Genomic DNA, 17,869 nt, shown 5'->3' with positions numbered 1-17,869 from the left:
GGCGCCACTGTGCTCGGGATCGGCGCGCCGCGGGCGCGATCGGCGCCCGACCGTGGATCCCGATCGCACGCCGACGGACCGGGGACATCGGCACGCGAAGCGGGGTCGGCGCCCCCGGTTAGAGTGACGCCATGGAGGCAACCGGATCGCCCCGCAGCGCGGCGTTCTTCGACCTGGACAAGACCATCATCGCGAGGTCGTCGTCCATGGCTTTCTCGCGCTCGTTCTTCGAGGGCGGCCTCATCACACGCACCAAGGCCCTGCGCACGGCCTTCGCGCAGTTCCTCTTCGAGGTGGGCGGCGCCGACGAGAAGCAGACCTCGCGGCTGCGCGACGCGCTCAGCGAGCTCGTCGCGGGCTGGGACGTCGCGCACGTCGAGGGGATCGTCGCCGAGACCCTGCACGAGCACATCGACCCGATCGTGTACCAGGAGGCGCTCGACCTCATCCGACGGCACCAGGCCAACGGCCGCGACGTGGTCATCGTCAGCGCATCGGCGTACCAGGTGGTCGAGCCCATCGCGCGGCTCCTCGGAGCCGATGCCGTGGTGGCGTCCCGCATGGAGGTCGCGGACGGGCGCTTCACCGGCGAGATCTCCTTCTACGCGTACGGGCCGGCGAAGGCGTACGCGATCCAGGAGCTCGCCGAGGAGCACGGCTACGACCTCTCGCGCTCGTACGCGTACTCCGACTCCATCACGGACGCACCGATGCTCGACGCGGTGGGCCACGGCTTCGCCGTGAACCCCGACAGGACCATGCGCAGGGCCGCCCGCCGCCACGGCTGGGGGATGCTCGTGTTCCGCCGTCCCGTGGGCCTGCGCTCCTCGGCGCGCCCGCGTCCGGCCGTCGTCGTCGGCCTCGTCGCTGTGGCCCTTGTCACCTTGTGGGGCTTCTCACTGGCCGCTCGCCGCGACCGGGAGGCCTGAGCGCGGTACCGTCCCCTCAGGGGGAACTTGTTGCCGCGACGGCCGTCACCGTCGCAGGCACCGGCGGGACAGGTACATCGAACGGGGGCACGCATGAACAAGACGCTGATGGGCGCCCTCGTGGGCGTGATGGGCCTGGCGCTCGGCTTCGGGGCCGGGTGGCTCTGGGACAGCGTGGCGGCCGCGACCTCCTGATCGGGAGGACCGCGATCGCGCGCCCCTTCCGGGGACCGGCGAGGGGCTCTGCGACGGCCCCGGCCACGGCCCCCGCGCTCGGGCGAGCCGCATCGGACATGCCGCCCAGATGACGTATCCTCGCCACAGCCCCCTCGCGTCGACGGTGGGCTGAGCCCACCCCTGCCGAGGACATCCATGCGCAAGTTCCTTCTCGCCCTCGCGGCACTCGTGGTCGCCGTCGCCTCCGCCGCGGCGGGGTGGTTCGGGGTGAAGGCATGGAAGGCCTCGCAGGACACCGGCGAGGCGCCGAGCACGGCGGGCCCGAGCACCGCCGCGACGAGCGGCGACACGGTGGATCTCACCTTCCGCCTGTCCGAGGTGGACGCCTCCGTCGACGGGCTGTTCGAGCCGCCTGCCTGCGGCGAGACGTGGACGCCCGACACGGATCAGGCGAACGGCGTCCTCCCCAAGGTCGACGCCGCGCTCCGCCAGGTCGCCGGCATCGACACGGTCACCGTGGTGCCCGGCTACACCACCGACACCGCGGGGCTGGGCTTCCTGGCCTCCGAGGGCAGCATCATCGTGACGCGGGACGATGTGGTGGTGACCCCGGGATGGGGCGCCGAGTTCGTGCCCGAGTACTACGTGGCCACCCCGGGCGAAACGACGCTCACGCAGAGCAACGTCGAGTTCACCGGCTCCACCCTGTGCGACGTGGCGGACGAGCTGAACGCGATCTGGCAGGGCTTCGACTGGTCCACGGCCACCGAGGACGAGATCGCGGCGAAGCAGGACGAGACCGCGGCGTTCAACGCGGAGCACGAGAGCCTCACACCCGGCACCTACCGCGTCTACCAGTGGTCCCCGATCATCCTGGGCGAGCCCGCAGCCATCGCTCGCGTGCTGTCCGAGGAGGGCATCACGGGACTCGCGGGGCTCCAGTACAACGCCGGCTACACGGCGCTCTACGACGACCCCCTGATCCAGGAGCACTGCACCGACCAGGTCGATGCCGAGGGCAACCTGCTCGCGCGCAACTGCGACGTCCCCGAGGACGTGCTCGCCGAGGTGCTCGAGCGGGCGGTGCCCGTCGAGTACATCGCAGACGTCCCGCCCGCCGTCGCCATCTCGCTCGCGGCGGAGTTCACGGTCGAGTAGCGCCCCGGCGGCTCAGCCGCTCTTGCGGCGGAACTCCTGGTGCGGGTGCGCCGCACCGTTGCCGTGCAGGTGGGTGCCCGGGCCCGTCGCGGAGCCCTGCACTCCCCCGCCCTGCCCGTCGTTGCCCACCGCGGCCGCCATGGCCTCCTGCGCATCGCCGTCCTTGACGGCCGCCAGGAAGTCCTCGGCCGGCCGCTCGCGCAGCATCTTCGCGAGCTTGCCGTGATGGAAGATGTGCACCTCGCCGTTGGTGCGGGTGCGGTAGTCGAATCCTTCTGCTCCACTCATCACCCCAGGCTCGCACGCACGGGCGCGATCCGCGCGGCGAGCCTCGACACCGGTCTTTACCAGGCCATCTAACAAACGCTTCACACGCCTGGGACCTTCGTCCTAGGGTGACGCGCATGGACAACGTCGCCCATACCCTCGAGAACCTGCACCACGAGTCGCGGTCGTTCAGGCCGCACGCCGCGTTCGCCGCACACGCGAACGCCACCTCCTACGAGTACAAGAAGGCCGGGGTCGACAGGCTCCAGTACTGGCGCGAGGCCGCCTTGCGGCTCGCCTGGCGCACCCCCTTCACCGAGATCCTCGACTGGTCCGACGCGCCCGTCTCGCGCTGGTTCCACGACGGCACCCTCAACGCGTGCGACAACGCGGTCGACCGCCACGTGCGCGAGGGACGCGGCGATCGCGTCGCCTTCCACTTCGTCGGGGAGCCCGGCGACACGGAGACGCTCACCTACCGCGACATCCACGAGCGCGTGCAGAAGGCCGCGAACGGCCTGCTCAGCCTGGGCGTCGGCACGGGCGACCGCGTCGCGATCTACCTTCCCCAGATCCCCGAGGCCGTGGTCGCGATGCTCGCGTGCGCGCGCATCGGCGCCATCCACTCGGTGGTCTTCGGCGGCTTCAGCGCGGAGAGCCTGCGCCAGCGCATCGACGATGCCGAGGCCAAGCTCGTCATCACGGCGGACGGCGGCAACCGTCGCGGCCAGCACCTCGCCCTCAAGCCGCTCGTGGACGAGGCTCTCGCGAGCCACGGCGAGGGCACCGCGCATCCCGAGCCGTGCGCCTCGGTCGAGCACGTCCTGGTGGTGCGGCGCACCGGGCAGGAGACCGCCTGGACCGAGGGGCGCGATGTCTGGTGGCACGATGCGGTGGATCCGCAGCCGGCCGAGCACGAGCCCGTCTGGGTCGAGGCCGAGCACCCGCTGTTCATCCTCTACACGTCGGGCACCACCGGCACCCCGAAGGGCCTGTGGCACTCGACCGGCGGGTACCTCACGGGCGCGGCCCACACGCACCGCATCGTCTTCGACCTCAAGGAGGACGACGTCTACTGGTGCACGGCCGATGTGGGCTGGATCACCGGGCACTCGTACATCGTCTACGGGCCGATGATCAACGGCGCCACGCAGGTGCTCTACGAGGGCACCCCTAACACGCCTCACGAGGGTCGCTGGTGGGAGATCGTCGAGCAGTTCAAGGTCACCATCCTCTACACCGCCCCCACCGCGATCCGCACGTTCATGAAGTGGGGCGAGGCGATCCCGAACCAGTTCGACCTCAGCTCGCTGCGGCTGCTCGGCTCGGTGGGCGAGCCCATCAATCCCGAGGCCTGGATGTGGTACCGCCGGGTCATCGGCGGGGACCGCTGCCCCATCGTGGATACGTGGTGGCAGACGGAGACCGGCGCGATCATGATCTCCCCGCTCCCGGGCGTGACCTCGACCAAGCCCGGCTCGGCGATGACCCCGACCCCGGGCATCAGCGTCGAGGTGGTGGACGATGCGGGACGCCCCGTGGCCAACGGCGAGGGCGGGTACCTGGTGATCACCGAGCCGTGGCCCTCCATGCTGCGCGGCATCTGGGGCAACCGGCACCGGTACGTCTCGACGTACTGGAACCACTTCGACGGGATGTACTTCGCGGGCGACGGCGCCAAGAAGGACGTCGACGGGGACCTGTGGCTGCTGGGCCGCGTCGACGACGTCATGAACGTCTCGGGGCACCGGCTCACCACCACCGAGATCGAGCACTCGCTGGTCGCGCACCCCTGGGTCGCGGAGGCCGCCGTGGTCGGCGCCTCGGACGAGGTGACCGGGCAGGCCGTGGTGGCGTTCGTCATCGTGCGCGGCGACGCCCACGGGGTGCCCGAGGACGGCGAGGAGGTGGCCGCCGCGCTGCGCGAGCACGTGCGGCGGCAGATCGGCTCGCTCGCCAAGCCGCGCACCATCCTGGTGGTGTCGGAGGTGCCCAAGACGCGCTCCGGCAAGATCATGCGGCGGCTGCTGCGCGACGTGGCCGAGGACCGACCCACCGGGGATGTCACCACGCTGGCCGACCCGACGGTGATGGACGCGATCCGTACCGGGCTGGAGGCGGGCGCCGGGGACTAGCCTGCTTGCGCTTCTACCAGGTATTTCACCCCGGGAGAGACGTGCGTCACAGTGTCGGCACTCGGTGCCGTCCTGTGGTTGGATGTGCGCGAGGCGTGCCCGCACGCCTCGCGCTGGGGTGCCGCTGAGGGTCCCCAGAAGTCCCCCCGAAAGGCACCCGTGCGCCGCATGCTCTCGGCGACCCTCGTCGCCGCCTTCCTCCTGCCTGCCACCGCGCACGCAGCCCACGCCGCCACCACCATCCCGGTCGGCAACATCACGGAGCTCGATGACGCCGTGCAGTCGTCCTGCGTCGACGGCGACACCGTGGTCCTCACCGCCGACATCACGTCCGGCGGCATCGTCGACACGCTGTGCGACCTCACGATCGACCTCGCCGGGCACGCGCTCACGCTCGGGTCGCTCGGCACCGATCACAAGGACCTCACCATCACCGACTCGAGCGCCGGCGGCACGGGCACGCTGACGGCCACGGGCGTGGACAGCCGCGCGGGCATCCAGATCCACGCGGGGAGCTCGCTCGTCATCGAGTCCGGCACGGTCGACGCCATCGGCTACAGCGGCGCCGGCATCGGCGGCGGTCTGGGCGAGGACGGCGGCAGCGTGACCATCGGCGCCGGCGCGGACGTCACCGCCTCCACCACGTCCGGCCTCGCGTCGATCGTCGGCCGGGGCTACGGCGGCACGGCCATGGACGCCCTCACCATCGCGGGGACGCTCCGCATCGGCTCCGGCAACCTCACGGTCCCCGACTCGATCGTCGGCGGACCCGAGGTGACGGTCACGTCCACGGGCCGCATCATGGGCGAGCCGGGCTCGGAGACCACCGCGGGCGGCACGATGTGGGGCGACGGCCAGGTCCACAACCAGGGCGTCATCGCGCTCGAGACCGGCTACGTCAACGGCGTCACCGTCACCGGCTACAACTCCGTCATCGGCTTCTCGGTGCCCGGCGCCACGGGCCCCGACGCGATCCAGGTGTACGCCGCGACCATCGACACGGGCTACCGCACGCTGCCGACCCCGCCCGCCGGCACCGAGTGGAACACCGCGTCCGACGGCAGCGGCACGTGGCTCACGTCCTCGACCGTGCTCACGGGCGACCTCACCGTGTACGCGACCGCCAGCGCCGGCGGCCTCACCACGCTCATGAGCGGCTGCAGCGGCGCCACGTCCCATGTGCTCACGGCAGACCTCACGGTCGGGACCGTCGACGCGACGTGCGACCTCACGCTCGACCTTGCGGGCCACTCGCTCGACGCCGACTCGCTCGGCATCACGGGCGGCCACACGCTCACCATCGACGACTCGGTGGGCGGCGGCACGCTGACCGCCTCCGCCCCGTCCATGACGCGTGCGGCCATCCAGGTCAACGCCGGCAACGCGCTCGTCATCGACGGCGGCACGGTCACGGCCGTGGGCGACAGCCTCGGCGCCGGCATCGGCGGCGCCGACTACACCGATGCGGGCGACGTCACCGTCAACGCCGGCACCGTCACGGTCACGGGCAGCGACTACGGCGCGGGCATCGGCGGCGGCTACGGCGGCGACGGCGGCGACGTCGTCATCGCCTCGGGCGCAGTGGTGACCGTCTCGGGCGGCACGAGCATCTCCGGCCCGACCACCGTCATCGGCGCGGGCTACGGTGCCACCGGCTTCGGCTCGCTCGAGGTCGCGGGCACGCTCCACATCGCGAGCGGGTACCTGTCCGTCATGGACTCCGACCCGACCGGACCCGAGGTGCACGTCACCTCCACGGGAAGGATCCTGGGCGCCGTCGGCGACGAGACCAACGGCGGCGCCATCAGCGACCTGGGCCAGATCCACAACGAGGGCGTCATCTCCATCGCCACGTGGCGCATCTCCTCGGTCACGATCACCGGCCACAACTTCGAGGTGTCGTTCGACTCGGCGGGCGGGACCTCCCACAGCCCCGTGCGCGTGTACGCCCCGACCTTCGACGCGGGCTACCGCACCCTCCCCGCCGCGCCGGCGGGCATGGGCTGGAACCTCGCGGCCGATGGCTCCGGCGACTGGCTCGACGCCGACACGGTCCTCACGGGCGACGTCACCGTCTACGCGGTGACCGATGTGGAGCTCACCCTCACGCCGTCGGCCACGTCCGTCGACCAGGGCGGCTCGCTCGCTTTCACGGTGACGGGAACCGACCACCTCGGCCGCACGGTCGACACGTCGTCGGCGGTGCTGTCGAGCTCCGTGGGCACCGACGTGGTCGATGGGCTCTCGGTGACCTTCCCGCACGCGAGCGAGCACACCATCACCGCGACGCTCGCCGGCGCCACCGCATCGGTCACCGTCACTGTGGTCCCGGCCGCGGTCGAGGACGAGGACGAGGACACCGTGGTCGAGGACGAGGACATCGCGGTCGAGGACACGGCCGAGGAGACCGCCGTCCCCGCGACCGAGGACGCCGACGAGGCGGAGGAGCTCGCCTCCACCGGCGCCGAGCCGGCAGGGCTGCTCGTGGTCGCGGTCGCGCTCATGCTCGCGGGCGCCGGGCTGATGGTCATGCGCCGCCGGGAGGTCTAGCCTCCGCACGCGGAACGCCCCCGTCCCCGACCCGAAGGTCGGAGGCGGGGGCGTTCTGCATGCGCCGGGAGGGGCGTCGGTCAGCTGCTGAGCGCCGCCCACTCCTCGCGGCGCTTCGCCTGCTCGGCCGGGTCCGGCACGGGCAGGGACGCAAGCAGCCGCTGCGTGTAGGGGTCCTTGGGGGCGCCGAGCACCTCGGCACCCGTGCCCTCCTCGACCAGGCGACCCTGGTGCAGCACGCCGATGCGGTCGGCGAGCATGTCCACCACCGCGAGGTCGTGGCTGATGAACAGCGTCGCGAAGCCGAAGCGCTCCTGGAGCTCGATGAACAGCTCCAGCACACGCGCCTGCACCGAGACGTCCAGGGCGGACGTCGGCTCGTCCGCGATGAGCAGCTTGGGGTCGAGCGCGAGCGCGCGGGCGAGCGACGCCCGCTGACGCTGGCCTCCCGAGAGCTCATGCGGGTAGCGGTCGCCGAACGTCGCCGGCAGCTGCACCGCCTCGAGCAGCTCATCGACCTTGGACCGGGCGTCGCCCGCGTGCCTCGCCTGGCCGTGGACGATAAGCGGCTCCGCCACGTTGTCCGCGATGGTCAGCAGCGGGTTGAAGCTGGTCGCCGGATCCTGGAACACGAACCCGATCTCGCGCCGCTTGGGCCGGAACTCGCGCTCCTTGACCCCCAGCATCTCCGTGCCGAGCACCTGCAGGGAGCCGCCCGCGACAGGCGTGAGGCCCGCGATCGCGCGGCCGATGGTCGACTTGCCGGATCCGGACTCGCCCACCAGGCCCAGCACCTCGCCCGGCGCGATCGAGAAGCTGACCTCGTGCACCGCGCGGAAGGTGGAGCGCCGGCCGAAGCGGCCGGGGTACTCGATGATGAGGTCCTTGGCGACCACGAGCGGCGCCGCGGCGGGCTCGGGCAGCGGCGGCCGGTCGGCCGCCTCGAGGCGCGGCACGGCGTCGAGCAGGCGCCGCGTGTACTCGTGCTGAGGCGCGTCGAAGATGTCCGCGACGGGCGCGGTCTCGACGACCTCGCCGTGCAGCATCACCGCGACGCGATCGGCGAGATCCGCCACCACGCCCATGTTGTGGGTGATGAGCACGATCGCGGTCCCCTCCTCATCGCGCAGGCGGCGCAGGAGGTCGAGGATCTCGGCCTGCACGGTCACGTCGAGCGCCGTGGTCGGCTCGTCCGCGATGATCACCGCGGGCTGCATCGCGAGCGCCATCGCGATGACGATGCGCTGCTTCTGGCCGCCGGAGAACTGGTGCGGGTAGTCGTTGACGCGCCGCTCGGGCTCGGGGATCCCGACGCGCCGGAGCATGTCGACCGCCTTGGCCTTCGCCTCCGCCTTCGAGATGCGGCCGTGCGCGCGCAGGCCCTCCGCGAGCTGCCAGCCGACGCTGAACACGGGGTTCAGCGCCATCGAGGGCTCCTGGAAGATCATGGCCGCCTTCTCGCCGCGCAGGCGGCGAAGCCCCGACGCGTCGAGACCGACCACGTCGGTGCCGGAGACCACCACCGCGCCGCTCGTGACCGCGGTGGAACCCAGCAGCCCCAGGATCGTGCGCGCCGTGACGGTCTTGCCGCTGCCCGACTCTCCCACGATGGCGAGCACCTCGCCGGGGCGCACGTCGAGGCTCACGCCGCGCACGGCGTGCACGTCGCCGCCGTCCGTCGCGAAGGTGACGTTGAGGTCGCGGATCTCGACCGCGTTCGTGCTCTCGCCTGCCATCACTGCACCTCTCCCAGCTCTTCACGCGCGACGGGCTCCGACTGCGCGACCGCATCGGCCGGCGTGCCCTTGCCTCGACGGCGCGCGCGCAGGCGCGGGTCCGCGAGGTCGTTGAGGCTCTCGCCGATGAGCGTGATGCCCAGCACGGCCAGCACGATCGCGATGCCCGGCGGGACCGCCGTCCACCAGATCCCCGCGGCGACGTCGCTGATGGACTTGTTGAGGTCGAAGCCCCATTCCGCCGCGGAGGTCGGCTCGATGCCGAGTCCCAGGAAGCCCAGCGCCGCCAGCGTCAGCACGGCCTCGGCCGCGTTGAGCGTGACGATCACGGGCAGGGTGCGCGTCGAGTTGCGCAGGACGTGGCGGAACATGATGCGCGGGGTGGAGGCGCCGATGACCTTGGCCGACTCGATGAACGCCTCCGCCTTGACGCGGACCACCTCGGCGCGCACCACGCGGAAGTACTGCGGGATGAACACGACGGTGATCGAGATCGCGGCAGCGAAGACGCCCGACCACAGGCCGGACTGGCCGCCAGAGATGGCGATCGCGGCGACGATGGCGAGCAGCAGGGTCGGGAACGCGTAGATCGCGTCCGCGACGACCACGAGCACGCGGTCCACCCAGCCGCCCAGGTAGCCCGACACGAGCCCCAGCAGGATGCCCACGAACACCGACAGCAGCACCGCGACGATGATGACGAGCAGCGCGGTCCGCGCTCCCCAGATCACCCTGGAGAGCACGTCGTACCCGCCGACCGTGGTGCCGAGCCAATGCTCGGCGGACGGCGCCTGCTGGGCGCCGAAGTTCCCGGACTCGTCGGAGAGCTGCGAGTAGCCGTAGGGGGCGAGGACGGGCGCCAGGACCGCGAGGACCAGGAAGACGCCGGTGAGCACGAGCCCGGCGACGAGCATGCCGCGCTGCAGGCCGACGGCCTGGCGCAGCTGGTGGACGACCGGCAGGCGGCCGAGCAGACGGGACGTGGTCATCTCAGTACCTCACCCTCGGGTCGATCAGGGCCGCGATGATGTCGACGATGAAGTTGGCGAGGGCGACGATGATCGCGATGAGCGCCACGATGCCCTGGACGGCGACGAAGTCGCGCGCCTGCAGGTACTTCGCGAGCTGGAAGCCCAGCCCCTGCCACTCGAAGGTGGTCTCGGTCAGCACCGCGCCTCCCAGCATGAGGGCGATCTGCAGGCCGATCACGGTGATGATCGGGATGAGCGCCGGCCGGTACGCGTGCGTGCGGATCAGCCGCGACTCGCTGACGCCCCGGGAGCGTGCGGCGTCGATGTAGGGCATGTTGTGGGTGCCGATGACGTTGGTGCGCACGAGCCGAAGGAAGATGCCGGCGGTGAGAAGGCCGAGCGTCATCGCGGGCAGCACCGCGTGCGACAGGACGTCCCACACGTACTCGCCGTTGCCGCTGCGGATCGCGTCGATGAGGTAGATGCCGGTCCCGCCGTCGCGGCCGAGCGCGAGCTCGGTACGCACGCCGGCCCGGCCCGAGACGGGGAACCAGCCGAGCCAGACGGAGAACACGAGCTTGGCGACCAGGCCCGCGAAGAAGACGGGCGTCGCGTAGAAGAAGATGGCGCTCACGCGCAGCGCCGCGTCGGGCCAACGGTCGCGGTTGGCGGCGGCGATGAGGCCGAACGGGATGCCGATGAGGAACGCGACGACGAGCGAGTACGTCACGAGCTCGAGCGTGGCCGCGCCGTACTCCGCGAGCACGGACGTGACCGGCTGGTTGTCGGTGATGGTGTTGCCGAAGTCCAGGGTGAGGATCTGGCCGAGGTACTCGAGGTACTGGACGATCAGCGGACGGTCGTAGCCGGCCTCGTGGATCCGCTCGGCGAGCTGATCGGCCGGGAGCCTCCCGCCCAGCGCGGCGGTGATCGGATCCCCGGTGAGCCGGATCAGGAAGAAGACGAGCGTCACGAGGATCAGCACCGTCGGGATCATGAGCAGGAGCCGCACCAGGACGTAGCGTCCGAATCCGCCGCCACGGGCGGCCTTGGGTGCGAGTGCGGGCGGCGGCTCGGAGACCGCGTCCGCGGCGACGTCAGTCGTCGTCGACATGGGGTACCTCACTTTTCCGGGAGCGCGCTCCCGGGATGGAACGGACAGGCCGATGGGGCAGCCGGCTGTCCGGCTGCCCCATCGGCGCGATGCCCTACTTCGTCAGAGGAGCGAAGCGGAACTTGAACGACGCGTCGAGGGTGACGCCCGAGACGTCGGCGCCCGCGACCGCGACCTGCGCGCCCTGCAGCAGCGGCAGGGTCGAGAGGTCGCCCGCGACGGTGTCCTGGATCTCCTCGATGAGCGAGGTGCGCTCGGCGGGGTCCGTGGTGACGGCCTGCGCGAGGATCATCTCGTCCACGTCGGGGTTCGAGTAGTGGTTGCCCAGGAAGTTCTCCGTGAGGAAGAACGGCGTGAGGTAGTTGTCCGCGTCCGAGTAGTCCGGGAACCAGCCGAGCTGGTAGGCCGGGTAGACGTCGGCGGTGCGGTCCTCGGAGTACTGGACCCACTCGGTCGACTTGAGGTCGACCTCGAACAGGCCCGTGGCCTCGAGCTGCGACTTGACCAGGGCGTACTCGTCGCCGGAGGACGGGCCGTAGTGGTCGGGGTTGTACTGCAGGCTCAGCTTGACCGGCGTCTCCACGCCGGCATCGGCGAGGGTCTGGGCCGCCTTGTCGGCGTCCGGCGCGCCCGCGCCGTCGCCGTAGAGCTCCTTGAGCGACTCGGTCGCGCCCGCGAAGCCCTCGGGGACGTACGAGTAGAGCGGCGTGTAGGTGCCCTTGTAGACCTGCTCCGAGATCGCGTCGCGGTCGACCAGGTCGGCCACGGCCTGACGGACCGCGAGAGCCTTGGCCTCATCGGCCTCGGGGGTCGCCGCGCCGTAGGGCTGCGTGTCGAAGTTGAACACGATGTAGCGGATCTCACCGCCGGGGCCGTTGACGACCTGCACCGCGTCGTTGCCCGAGAGGTCCTCGACGTCGGTCGCCGAGAGCGAGCGGTACGCCACGTCGATGTCGCCCTCCTGGACGGCGAGCTTGAGGTTCGACGACTCGGCGAAGTAGCTGAGGATCACGCCGCCGTTGACCGGGGCTGCGAGCAGGCCCTGGTAGGACTCGTTGGGCGTGAACTCGACGGTCTTGTTGAAGTCCCACGAGGTGATCGTGTACGGGCCGGCGAAGGCGTTGCCCGCGACGATCTCCTCGTCGGGCGTGATCGCGTCGGCCGCGAAGACCTCCTCGTCGACGATCGCGCCGGGGAAGCTCGTGAGGATGAACGGGAAGACCTGGTCGTCCGCCGTCTTGAGGTGGAACACCACGGTCGTCTCGTCGGGCGTCTCGACGCTGTCGAGGTTGTAGAGCAGGCTCGACGCGCCGTTCGGGTCCGCGATCGCGAGGTTGCGGTCGAAGGAGAACTTCACGTCCGAGGAGGTGAGCGCGTTGCCGTTCGCCCAGGTGAGGCCCTCGGGGAGCGTGACCGTGTACTCGGTCGGCGACGTGAACTCGGCGGTCTCGGCGAGGTCGGGGACCACGTCGGTGCTGTTGTAGTCCGTGTTGACCAGGTACGGGAAGACCTGGGTCTGGACCGCGAGCGAGCCGTTGTCGTACGAGCCGGCCGGGTCGAGCGTGGTGACCTTGTCGGTGGTGCCGACGATGAGCGCCTCGCTGGTCGAGCCGCCGTCGGCGGGCTCGCCGCTGGTGTCCGTGTCGGAGTCGCCGCCGGAGCAGGCGGCGAGCGTCAGCGCCGTGACGGCGATGCCGGAGACCACGGCAGCGCGGCGCAGGTGGGACGGGTTCCGCATGGGTGTTGCCCTCCTTGTGCAGGTGTCGACCGGCGACTGAGCGCGCAGCGGTCGTGGCAAAGGATCCTGGCACGGCGCCTGGGCCGGATCGCGGACGGGAGGCGATGTTTTACATTCCTGAAACTTTCGGCGCGGAGCGTCCCGTACGGCGTGACCGAATCGTTACGGTCACCGTCCACGATGCGGACGTACCGTGGTCCGGTCAGGAGGTCACGATGCGCCTGTCCCCGTCTCGCCCCGTGACCGCGATCGCGGTCCTCACGCTCGTCGGAGCGCTGTCCGCGTGCGGCGGCGACGCCGACGCCCCCTCCGTCTCATCCCCTGAGACGAACGCCACGGTGGTCGACGTCTCCGCGACGGAGTACGCCTTCGCGGCAAGCGCGACCGATGTGCCGGCGGGGCCGGTCGAGCTCGTGCTCACGAACGACGGCGCCATGGGTCACGACCTCGTGCTCGAGGGCGACCCTGGCGGCGCGACGGCCGTGATCGAGCCCGGCGAGACCGACTCGTTCGAGGTCACGCTCGAGCCGGGGACCTACACCTTGTACTGCTCGGTGGGCGACCACCGGACCCGCGGGATGGAGATCGAGATCACCGCCTCGTAGCCGCCCCCTGGGAGCGATCCCACGGCGCCGCGAGGGGCGCCGCGACATGCGTGGAAAAAACGTTGCGATCCTCGTTGCCGTGACCATGGTCAGGCCCTACACTGAACCATGCGACGGGCCTGAGAACGGCCCAGATCGCTGAAGACGTCCCCGGGAGGGACGGCCGCGGTGCCCCCCAGCGCAGCCGACCTCCCGGGGCACCTTCGTCTTCGGGCCCTTCACTGCGCGGCATCGTCGCCGGGACCGCTCCGCTCAGCGGCCGTCGCCCTCGACGCCTCGCTCGGCCTCCGCCGCCTCCGCGTCGCCGTCATCGCCCGCGTCGCGCATCCATACGAGGTCCTCGTCGGCCGCGGCGAGCGCGCGAGGCCGCGCGGGCGGGTCGCGCCGCTCGAGCCAGAGATCGTGCCAGCGCTCCGCGCCCACGACCACGCCGAGCACCGCGAGCGCGACGCACAGGCCGGCGATGACGTCCGTGAGGAAGTGGTAGCCGAGGTACAGGCGGGCCGCACCGACCGCGGCGATGATGGCCGCGGACGCGAGCACCCAGCCCGTGAGCGCCCACGACGCCTCGGCATCCTCATGCCAGAGCAGGTAGCCCACCACCAGGACCAGCGTCGTCGCGCCGACCGTGTGGCCCGAGGGGAACGAGCCGGAGGACTCGCCCCCCGGCACCACCATGAGGACGTCCGCCGGCCTGTCCCTCCCGACCACGGCCTTGAGCACCACCGTGAGCGCCGTGGACATCACCATCGCGACCACCAGCAGCACGGGCTCCCACCACGAGCGCGACACGCGCCACCACACCAGCGCGATCAGCGCGACCACCACGGGCAGCACCGCGGGCCCGCCCACGAACGACACCACGGAGAAGAAGGTCTCGAGCCCGGGCGAGCGTTGGTCCGCGAGGAGCTCGAGCAGCGGCTGGTCGACGCGCGCAAGTTCCTCGTTCTCGCGCACCCAGTCGAGGAGCCCGACGAATCCCGCCACGCCCGCGGCCGTGAGCACCGCCGCGGGCCACAGCGCGAGCACCGCGTCGGAGGCACGCATGCGTCGAGTCATGCGGCCCACCCTAGGCATCGCGCGGGGCCGGCCCGGGACGCACGCGCCGCCGCGCGCGCATGCGCCTTCGGACCGGGGACGATGCGCTCAGGCCGCCGCGCGCTCGCGCGCGACCATCGCCTCCTCGAGCGTCGCGGGCACCGCCTCGAGCTCGGCCTCGAGGCCTCCGAGCGCAGCGCGCACACGCTCCGCCGAGGCGTCGACCGCGCGCACATGGGTGCCCGAGAGCATGACCAGGACCCCCGCATCGTCGAGCGCGGCGAAGGCGTCCTGCCACCGCTCGGTGCGCACCGCGAGCGCAGTGGTGCCGCCGACGATGTCCGCGAGCTGCCCGGACGCCACCGCGACCCCCTGCGACATCAGCACGAGCCTGTCGCACTGCTCGGCCTCCTGCATGTAGTGCGTGGTGACGAGCACGCCCGCGCCGGCGTCGGCGCTCTCGTGGATGGTGTCCCACAGCCGTGCGCGGGACAGCGGGTCCACGCCCGACGTGGGCTCGTCGAGCACGAGCAGCTCGGGCCCGTGGCCCAGCGCCGCGGCGAAGGCGAGCTGGCGCTGACGCCCGAGGCCGATGCCCCCGACGAGGCTCTCGCGCGAGGTCGCGAGGGCCTCCGGCACCGCAGTCGCGCGCGAGCCGAACGCCTCGTCGACGAATGCGAGGTTCTCCTCGACCGTGAGGTCGTCCCACAGCCCCAGCCCCTGCGGCACGTAGCCGAGGCGCGCGCGACCCTCGCGATCGGGGGCCCGCCCCATGAGCTCGAGCCGGCCGTCGGTGGGCGGCAGCAGGCCCAGGATCATGCGGATCAGCGTGGTCTTGCCGGCGCCGTTCGCGCCGAGCAGGCCGACGATCTCTCCGGGCTCGACCGTGAGCGATACCTGGTCGACGGCGGTGAAGTCCCCGAAGCGACGCGTGACGTCCGTCGCGCGGATGAGCAGTTCGGCCATGGCTCAGGCCCCCTTCGCGATGGCCGCGGCGACCACGGCGTCCTCGATGTCGGCCACTCGCGCGGTGCCGTGCGGCGGCTCGTCGGGCGACCAGACGCGGTAGCGCCGGCCCCGTCTCCACGTGCGGCCGGGATCGCCGGGCTCCGCGGACTCGACCACGTGGCCGGGGACGCTCGCGAGCACCTGCGCCGGCGCCCCCTCGAGCAGGATCTCGCCCGCGTCGAGCACCATCACGCGATGGGCACGCTCGGCCTCGTCGAGGTACGTGGTGGCCATCACCACGGCCGCGCCTTGCGACGCGGCGAGCGACACCATGCGCCACAGGTCGACGCGGCTGACCGGGTCGACGCCCGTGGACGGCTCGTCGAGGATCAGCAGGTCGGGCCGGTGCAGCATCGCGAGCGAGAACGCGAGCTTCTGCCGCATGCCGCCCGAGAGGTTGCGCGCGAGGCGCGACGTCGCATGCTCGAGGCCGGCGCCGGCGAGCAGCGCGGCGCGGCGCTCGCGCAGCGTCTCGCCGGACAGCCCGTGGGCCGCGGCGACGAACGCGATGTTCTCGTCGACCGAGAGGTCGCGCCACACGCCGGCGGCGGTGGGCATGAAGCCGATGCGCTCGAGCGCCGGGGCGGCCACGTCCCCCGAGGTCGGGGCGATCGCGCCCGCGAGCGCGCGCAGCAACGTGGTCTTGCCCGCACCGTCGCCGCCCACGACCGCGACGATCTCGCCGGGCTCGACGGTGAGGGTGACGTCGGCGAGGGCCGCGCGTCCGCCCCGTTCGACCGTGAGCCCGTGGGCTCCCCACGCGGGCATCAGGCGGCCTTCGCCTTCGCCCGGTGGTGCGCGCTCGGCGCGAGATCGCGCCGGAACCGCAGGACCGCGGCGGAGAACACCAGGAGAGCCATCCCCGTGAGGACCGCGAAGGGGATCCACAGGGCGCTGATGCCGGCGCCGCGCAGGAAGATCCCCTGCGCGATCTCGACGAAGTACGTGAGGGGCAGGCAGCGCCCGATCGCCGCGATCGCGGTCGGCATCGCGTCGAGCGGGAAGATGAAGCCCGACAGCAGGATCTGCGGGAGCAGCAGCATGATCGCGAGCTGGATCGCCTGAGCCTGGGTCTGCGAGACCGTCGAGATCAGCACACCGATGCCCAGCACCACGAAGAGGAAGATCCCGGCGCCCACCGCGAAGAGCCAGGGGTTGCCCTCGAACGGCACATCGAAGATCCATACGCCGAGGAACGTCACGACGAGCATGTCGAAGGACGCGAGCAGGAAGTACGGGGCGATCTTGCCGATGATGACGTCGGCCGGCTTGAGCGGCATCACCGCGAGCTGCTCGAGCGTGCCCGACTGGCGCTCCTTCACCAGCCCGATCGACGTGATGATGGTGCCGATGAAGGTCAGGATGAGGCCGATCAGCGCGGGCACCATGACCCACGAGGTCTCCAGGTCGGGATTGAAGAGGATGTCGACCTGCACCTGATCGCCCATGCGGGCGAAGGCGACGGAGGCGCTCTGCGCCGTGAAGAGGCTCGCGCCGTCGACGTACGCCGTCGGGGGCTGCGTGGTGGTGTCGATCACCACCTCGGTCTCGTTGTCGCGCATCCAGGCGAGCGCGTCGTTGGTGGTCGCGTCCGCGTCCACCTCACCGATCTCGAACAGGTCGGGGGCGTTCGCCACCACCTGCTCCGCGCCGGGGCCGATGACGCGCGTGGGGATCGTGTCGACGGTGAAGTTCGCGGCGTAGCCGAAGATCGTGAGCAGCACGATCGGCAGCACGATGAGCATCGCCATCGTCCGCCTGTCGCGGCGCAGCTCGCGGAACTCCTTGAGGATCATCGCCTTCATGGCACTTCCTTCCCGACCACCCGCGGCCGATTTCTCCACTTGAGGAAACCGTAGCACGGAAAGGCATCTTCGCCCCTCCGACCCAGCATGGCGGGCGCACTCGCGCGGCGCGAGAGGATGAGGCCATGCAGATCGCCCTCGCCGACCCCGGCAGCCCGGACATCACCGCGCTCCTGACGGAGCACCTCGCCGACATGCACGCGACCTCGCCCGCCTGCTCGGTGCACGCGCTCGACGTCGACCGGCTGCGCGCGCCGCACGTGAGGTTCGTCGCGGCGCGCGACGGGGACGGCGCCTTGCTCGGGGTGGGCGCGATCGCGGTGATCGAGCCGGTGCACGGCGAGATCAAGTCGATGCGGACCGCCGGCGATCAGCGCGGCCGCGGCGTCGCGACCGCGGTGCTCGACCACCTCATGGGCGTGGGTCGCGACCTGAGGCTCGTCCGCGTGAGCCTCGAGACGGGGACGTCCGAGCCCTTCCACGCCGCGCATCGTCTGTACGAGCGCGCAGGCTTCACCGAGTGCGGGCCGTTCGCCGGCTACGCCCTCGACCCGTTCTCGCGCTTCTACACCCGGGAGCTCTGACCCCTCCCGCTGCGGCTCCGCCACACGCGGCCCCCGGATAGGCGCGGACTCCAG

The 17,869-nt window shown here is 71.4% G+C and carries 15 protein-coding genes; 6 read left to right on the top strand and 9 right to left on the bottom strand.

Going from position 1 to position 17,869, the window contains the following annotated elements:
- Positions 1–131 precede the first annotated feature (131 nt).
- Together AOM06_RS09055 and AOM06_RS09050 are read left to right on the top strand one after the other, a co-directional pair.
- Positions 132–929: an HAD family hydrolase gene (locus AOM06_RS09055; RefSeq protein WP_062304882.1), complete on the top strand. Its 798-nt coding sequence runs from the start codon at positions 132–134 to the stop codon at positions 927–929.
- Positions 930–1,301: 372 nt separating this feature from the next.
- Complete coding sequence (locus AOM06_RS09050) at positions 1,302–2,264, top strand: hypothetical protein (RefSeq protein WP_062304878.1); 963 nt, start codon at positions 1,302–1,304, stop codon at positions 2,262–2,264.
- A gap of 12 nt (positions 2,265–2,276) precedes the next feature.
- On the opposite strand, the gene AOM06_RS09045 is transcribed toward AOM06_RS09050, so the two are convergent.
- Complete coding sequence (locus AOM06_RS09045; protein WP_082105453.1) at positions 2,277–2,552, bottom strand: hypothetical protein; 276 nt, start codon at positions 2,550–2,552, stop codon at positions 2,277–2,279.
- A gap of 116 nt (positions 2,553–2,668) precedes the next feature.
- On the opposite strand from AOM06_RS09045, the gene acs reads away from it, so the two are divergent.
- Both acs and AOM06_RS09035 read left to right on the top strand, forming a co-directional pair.
- Entirely contained in the window at positions 2,669–4,666 is a 1,998-nt protein-coding gene (gene acs / locus AOM06_RS09040; RefSeq protein ID WP_062304873.1) for an acetate--CoA ligase, read from the top strand.
- A 168-nt stretch (positions 4,667–4,834) separates the two neighbouring features.
- On the top strand, positions 4,835–7,216 hold the full coding sequence (locus AOM06_RS09035; protein WP_156163657.1) for a beta strand repeat-containing protein: 2,382 nt from the start codon (positions 4,835–4,837) through the stop codon (positions 7,214–7,216).
- A gap of 80 nt (positions 7,217–7,296) precedes the next feature.
- Here the strand turns inward: AOM06_RS09035 and AOM06_RS09030 are convergent, their stop codons facing one another.
- The 4 genes from AOM06_RS09030 to AOM06_RS09015 all read right to left on the bottom strand — a co-directional run bounded on the left by AOM06_RS09030 (position 7,297) and on the right by AOM06_RS09015 (position 12,775).
- Positions 7,297–8,952: an ABC transporter ATP-binding protein gene (locus AOM06_RS09030; RefSeq protein ID WP_062304867.1), complete on the bottom strand. Its 1,656-nt coding sequence runs from the start codon at positions 8,950–8,952 to the stop codon at positions 7,297–7,299.
- Positions 8,952–9,941, bottom strand: a complete 990-nt coding sequence (locus AOM06_RS09025) for an ABC transporter permease (RefSeq protein WP_062304865.1) — start codon at positions 9,939–9,941, stop codon at positions 8,952–8,954. Before AOM06_RS09025 ends, AOM06_RS09030 begins: the two co-directional genes overlap by 1 nt.
- Before the next feature lies 1 nt (position 9,942).
- Positions 9,943–11,037, bottom strand: a complete 1,095-nt coding sequence (locus tag AOM06_RS09020; RefSeq protein ID WP_062304862.1) for an ABC transporter permease — start codon at positions 11,035–11,037, stop codon at positions 9,943–9,945.
- A 94-nt stretch (positions 11,038–11,131) separates the two neighbouring features.
- Complete coding sequence (locus AOM06_RS09015) at positions 11,132–12,775, bottom strand: ABC transporter substrate-binding protein (RefSeq protein WP_062304858.1); 1,644 nt, start codon at positions 12,773–12,775, stop codon at positions 11,132–11,134.
- A gap of 215 nt (positions 12,776–12,990) precedes the next feature.
- Between AOM06_RS09015 and AOM06_RS09010 the strand changes: the two genes are divergently transcribed.
- Positions 12,991–13,380 (top strand): cupredoxin domain-containing protein, encoded by a 390-nt coding sequence (locus tag AOM06_RS09010; RefSeq protein WP_062304855.1) that lies wholly within the window; start codon positions 12,991–12,993, stop codon positions 13,378–13,380.
- A gap of 252 nt (positions 13,381–13,632) precedes the next feature.
- On the opposite strand, the gene AOM06_RS09005 is transcribed toward AOM06_RS09010, so the two are convergent.
- The 4 genes from AOM06_RS09005 to AOM06_RS08990 form a co-directional block, all read right to left on the bottom strand.
- A complete protein-coding gene (locus AOM06_RS09005; protein ID WP_169747753.1) occupies positions 13,633–14,439 on the bottom strand; it encodes a phosphatase PAP2 family protein in 807 nt (268 codons plus the stop codon).
- Between the two features lie 87 nt (positions 14,440–14,526).
- The gene (locus tag AOM06_RS09000; RefSeq protein WP_062304850.1) at positions 14,527–15,384 is read right to left on the bottom strand and encodes an ABC transporter ATP-binding protein; all 858 of its coding nucleotides are present in this window, start codon (positions 15,382–15,384) and stop codon (positions 14,527–14,529) included.
- A gap of 3 nt (positions 15,385–15,387) precedes the next feature.
- Entirely contained in the window at positions 15,388–16,194 is an 807-nt protein-coding gene (locus tag AOM06_RS08995) for an ABC transporter ATP-binding protein (RefSeq protein ID WP_062304846.1), read from the bottom strand.
- A complete protein-coding gene (locus AOM06_RS08990; protein ID WP_062304843.1) occupies positions 16,194–17,231 on the bottom strand; it encodes an ABC transporter permease in 1,038 nt (345 codons plus the stop codon). Before AOM06_RS08990 ends, AOM06_RS08995 begins: the two co-directional genes overlap by 1 nt.
- Positions 17,232–17,356: 125 nt before the next feature.
- Here AOM06_RS08990 and AOM06_RS08985 point away from each other — a divergent pair, with 125 nt between their 5' ends.
- Positions 17,357–17,815: a GNAT family N-acetyltransferase gene (locus tag AOM06_RS08985; RefSeq protein ID WP_062304840.1), complete on the top strand. Its 459-nt coding sequence runs from the start codon at positions 17,357–17,359 to the stop codon at positions 17,813–17,815.
- Positions 17,816–17,869: the final 54 nt, after the last annotated feature.

It is taken from the genome of Demequina subtropica (genome assembly GCF_000971235.1).
Lineage (GTDB): Bacteria > Actinomycetota > Actinomycetes > Actinomycetales > Demequinaceae > Demequina > Demequina subtropica.
The sequence above is the reverse complement of the archived record's forward strand: the minus strand, read 5'-3'. Positions and strand labels throughout refer to the sequence as shown.

Coding starts and splice junctions, on each gene's coding strand:
- AOM06_RS09055 (WP_062304882.1), top strand. CDS start 132: ATGGAGGCAACCGGATCGCCCCGCAGCGCGGCGTTCTTCGACCTGGAC.
- AOM06_RS09050 (WP_062304878.1), top strand. CDS start 1,302: ATGCGCAAGTTCCTTCTCGCCCTCGCGGCACTCGTGGTCGCCGTCGCC.
- AOM06_RS09045 (WP_082105453.1), bottom strand. CDS start 2,552: ATGAGTGGAGCAGAAGGATTCGACTACCGCACCCGCACCAACGGCGAG.
- acs (WP_062304873.1), top strand. CDS start 2,669: ATGGACAACGTCGCCCATACCCTCGAGAACCTGCACCACGAGTCGCGG.
- AOM06_RS09035 (WP_156163657.1), top strand. CDS start 4,835: ATGCTCTCGGCGACCCTCGTCGCCGCCTTCCTCCTGCCTGCCACCGCG.
- AOM06_RS09030 (WP_062304867.1), bottom strand. CDS start 8,952: ATGGCAGGCGAGAGCACGAACGCGGTCGAGATCCGCGACCTCAACGTC.
- AOM06_RS09025 (WP_062304865.1), bottom strand. CDS start 9,941: ATGACCACGTCCCGTCTGCTCGGCCGCCTGCCGGTCGTCCACCAGCTG.
- AOM06_RS09020 (WP_062304862.1), bottom strand. CDS start 11,037: ATGTCGACGACGACTGACGTCGCCGCGGACGCGGTCTCCGAGCCGCCG.
- AOM06_RS09015 (WP_062304858.1), bottom strand. CDS start 12,775: ATGCGGAACCCGTCCCACCTGCGCCGCGCTGCCGTGGTCTCCGGCATC.
- AOM06_RS09010 (WP_062304855.1), top strand. CDS start 12,991: ATGCGCCTGTCCCCGTCTCGCCCCGTGACCGCGATCGCGGTCCTCACG.
- AOM06_RS09005 (WP_169747753.1), bottom strand. CDS start 14,439: ATGACTCGACGCATGCGTGCCTCCGACGCGGTGCTCGCGCTGTGGCCC.
- AOM06_RS09000 (WP_062304850.1), bottom strand. CDS start 15,384: ATGGCCGAACTGCTCATCCGCGCGACGGACGTCACGCGTCGCTTCGGG.
- AOM06_RS08995 (WP_062304846.1), bottom strand. CDS start 16,194: ATGCCCGCGTGGGGAGCCCACGGGCTCACGGTCGAACGGGGCGGACGC.
- AOM06_RS08990 (WP_062304843.1), bottom strand. CDS start 17,231: ATGAAGGCGATGATCCTCAAGGAGTTCCGCGAGCTGCGCCGCGACAGG.
- AOM06_RS08985 (WP_062304840.1), top strand. CDS start 17,357: ATGCAGATCGCCCTCGCCGACCCCGGCAGCCCGGACATCACCGCGCTC.